This is a genomic window from Spirulina subsalsa FACHB-351 (assembly GCF_026130165.1).
GTDB classification, from domain to species: Bacteria; Cyanobacteriota; Cyanobacteriia; order Cyanobacteriales; family Spirulinaceae; genus Spirulina_A; species Spirulina_A subsalsa_A.
The window spans coordinates 1-2,790 of record NZ_JAIHOM010000229.1 but is presented as its reverse complement, the minus strand read 5'-3'; the positions used below and the strand labels follow the sequence as shown (position 1 = coordinate 2,790).

Annotated in this window: 4 protein-coding genes; 2 read left to right on the top strand and 2 right to left on the bottom strand. The window is 51.4% G+C overall.

The window, feature by feature from the left end; translation table 11 throughout:
* A partial coding sequence (locus K4A83_RS22470; RefSeq protein WP_265266950.1) for a YdcF family protein occupies nucleotides 1-735 on the bottom strand: 735 nt, incomplete at its 3' end.
* A 91-nt stretch (nucleotides 736-826) separates the two neighbouring features.
* Between K4A83_RS22470 and K4A83_RS22465 the strand changes: the two genes are divergently transcribed.
* Nucleotides 827-1,555: a hypothetical protein gene (locus K4A83_RS22465; protein WP_265266949.1), complete on the top strand. Its 729-nt coding sequence runs from the start codon at nucleotides 827-829 to the stop codon at nucleotides 1,553-1,555.
* A gap of 71 nt (nucleotides 1,556-1,626) precedes the next feature.
* Here the strand turns inward: K4A83_RS22465 and K4A83_RS22460 are convergent, their stop codons facing one another.
* Nucleotides 1,627-1,791 carry a twin-arginine translocase TatA/TatE family subunit gene (locus K4A83_RS22460; RefSeq protein WP_265266948.1) on the bottom strand — a complete coding sequence of 55 codons (165 nt, stop codon included), beginning with the start codon at nucleotides 1,789-1,791 and terminating at the stop codon, nucleotides 1,627-1,629.
* A gap of 106 nt (nucleotides 1,792-1,897) precedes the next feature.
* Between K4A83_RS22460 and K4A83_RS22455 the strand changes: the two genes are divergently transcribed.
* Nucleotides 1,898-2,644, top strand: a complete 747-nt coding sequence (locus K4A83_RS22455; protein WP_265266946.1) for a phycocyanobilin:ferredoxin oxidoreductase — start codon at nucleotides 1,898-1,900, stop codon at nucleotides 2,642-2,644.
* Nucleotides 2,645-2,790 lie beyond the last annotated feature (146 nt).

The window sequence follows — 2,790 nt, the reverse complement described above, 5'->3', positions numbered from 1 at the left end:
TAAGGTTTGGGTTTGACCTTGTATTCGAGAACAAACATTGTTTGACACTGGCTTGCTTGGTATCATTGTAGCACTCCTAATGCCGCCCTGGAAGGGCGGGGCTTGAAACCCATTATTTTTGGTCAACAGGAGGGTGGGGTTGAGATTCGCCCCGGTGCGTCCGGTGAATATCCAGAGGACTCCCCGCAGGCCATCCCGGAGAATATGGATGGGGGATTCTGGGGGGGTGCGGGTGGGGACGGAGACGGGGGTGATAATGACTCCGTGACTGCCGAGGACGAGGGCAGCAATGAGTTTAGCCCGTCTCATGTGAAAGTCTGAGGTAATGAGATAAAGATGTTGAATGTCCTGTTGTTTGAGGTCGTGAACAAGGGATGTGAAATTGGTTACGGTGTCTACTGCCCGTTGGTCGTAGTGTAGGCGAGATTCTGGGATGCCTAGGTCGTGAAAGTATTGCTGGGAGAGGTCTTGGGGGAGGCCACCGGAGGAGATCCAAATGTCTAAATCGGGACGGGAGAGGGCAAAGTGGGCAGTAAAGTATTCTCGGTCAAAGTCTCCTCCTAGGGTGAGGATGGCTTGAGGTTGGGGGGCTTGATAGGTGGCGATCGCAATTCTGACGGTCAGATACCCCGCTAAAGCCACTCCAGCTAGTCCCAGCCCGCCTAAAATCTGAAGGCAAAGCTTGGGAAATTGCACCGGATGGGCTGAAGTGATTGCAAGTCGAAGTCCGCTCAAAGTCTTTGACACTCCTTTTGCTGCCGTTTCTGTTAAAAGGTCTATATTGTTTTAGAATATTTCAATCATTTTGTGTAAGGACAAAACTGAAATGATTTCGTTTCCTGTAGTTTCTAGGGCGGTGAATCGAGCCAACATAGCGCCGTGGGGATTGCTTTGTCTCCTGCTGTTGGGGGGGATGGGTTGCACAATTAACGTAGATTTGGGCAAGAATCGTCCTGTTGCTGGGGCACCGGGAGCGGAAAACCCCAGTGAGAATCGAACCCCCGGGGCTAACTCCTCTCAACCCAATGCTCCTGTTACGCGAGGGGAAACCTCTTCTGTGCCGTCGGGTTCCGTCTCGGTGGCGGAAGTGGCCAATACTCCCGATGATACCCCGCAATTAGTGGACGGGGGCCCGATGATCTCCCTTTCGACACGCTATCAAAATCAACGTTTTTCTAGTGACCTTTATGAGCAAATCCCCTGGTGGGGTGAGGCCTGTACAGTCTATCCGGTAAAAGAGGTTATTGGTTCTAATGTTTGCACCTATAGCCGAGATTATGAATTTGCCGATGGGCTACTGTTGATGGCAGCCTATGGTACAGAAGGCGCGGTCGCTGTGTTTCGACCCCACCAGCCCATGACCGTGGAGGCGGCCAAGAAATTGGGCTGGATTCTCTCCAAAGGGGAAGTTACCCAGAATCGGATTAGTGAGCAGAACGAGACGCGGATTGTCTACGATGAAACTAGCCCCCTCACCAACTCCGGCCCGACACTGACTTTGGATTTAGAAGGGGGTCAAGTGGTGAAAATTCTCTTTGGAGTGTCAACTCCCTAGGGGGATTGTCTTCATAGGGTCAAGGGGGGTAGGGGAATTGAGAATTGAGAATTCTCAATTGTCCAAAGAATCTAGAGTTCCTCCTCCTCCTCCTTGGGGGAACTATCAAGTTCCTCGCGAAATCCCCGGAGGGTTTTTCCTAGGGCTGCTCCCATTTCGGGGATTTTTTTCGGTCCAAAAATCAACAATCCGGCGATCGCAATCACCACCACTTCCGGCCAACCTAAACCAAACATTATCGCTCCTCCCGAAACAAATCAACATGACAAGGGGGCGATCTCAGTATATCGTTGATCTAGATTCACTGTAGACTTGCCCCCTATTCACACTCTCCAGCACATCATGACATCTTCCAGCGTTCCTCCCTCCAGCCTCCGTGATGATCTCCACCCCCTCATCCGTCAACTCGCCGATGTCATCATCACCACTTGGGAAACCGAGCTTCAACTGTCACCCTATCAACTCCCCGAAGGATTAGGCTATGTAGAAGGCAAACTAGAAGGAGAACGGTTACGCATTGAAAACCGATGTCACCAAACCCCCCAATTCCGCAAACTTCACCTAGAACTAGCCAAAGTAGGCAACAACCTAGACATCCTTCACTGTGTCATGTTTCCCCGGCTAGATTTCAGCCTGCCCATGTTTGGCAGTGATATTGTCGGAGGACGAGGGCAAATCAGCGCCGCCATTGTTGACCTCTCCCCCACCCTCCCCCATCGTCAACTCCCCGCCCCCTACCAAAAAAGCCTAGAAGCCCTACCCCGTCCCCCCTTTAGCCAACCTCGGGAACTGCCCCCGTGGGGTGCGATTTTCTCCGACTTTTGTCTGTTTGTGCGTCCAGCCGACGAAGGGGAACAACAGCAATTTATTCAGTGTGTACAAGACTTCCTCACCCTCCACTGCCGACAAGCCATCCAAGCTGAACCCCTCAGCCCCCAAGCCCGTCAACTGAACTGGCAAGGACAAAATCACTATTGCACTCAACAGCGTTTAAACGATAAAACTCGAAGAGTGTTAGAAAAAGCCTTTGGGGACGCTTGGGCCGAAACCTATATGACTCAAGTCTTGTTTGATTTGCCCACCCCCTAGTTATCTGCAATGTCGGGTAAAGACCCTCGGTTTTACCGACGGGATGAAACCCGACCAGTATAGAAACAGCGAAGCACGACTCTTTAGCTAAGGCTCAGGGATCACTCTTAGCATGACAATTTGTGCTGTATATGTTAGTATACATC

Excerpts from the sequence above, each read along its gene's own strand:
- K4A83_RS22460 (WP_265266948.1), bottom strand. The coding sequence starts at position 1,791 with ATGTTTGGTTTAGGTTGGCCGGAAGTGGTGGTGATTGCGATCGCCGGA.
- K4A83_RS22465 (WP_265266949.1), top strand. The coding sequence starts at position 827 with ATGATTTCGTTTCCTGTAGTTTCTAGGGCGGTGAATCGAGCCAACATA.
- K4A83_RS22455 (WP_265266946.1), top strand. The coding sequence starts at position 1,898 with ATGACATCTTCCAGCGTTCCTCCCTCCAGCCTCCGTGATGATCTCCAC.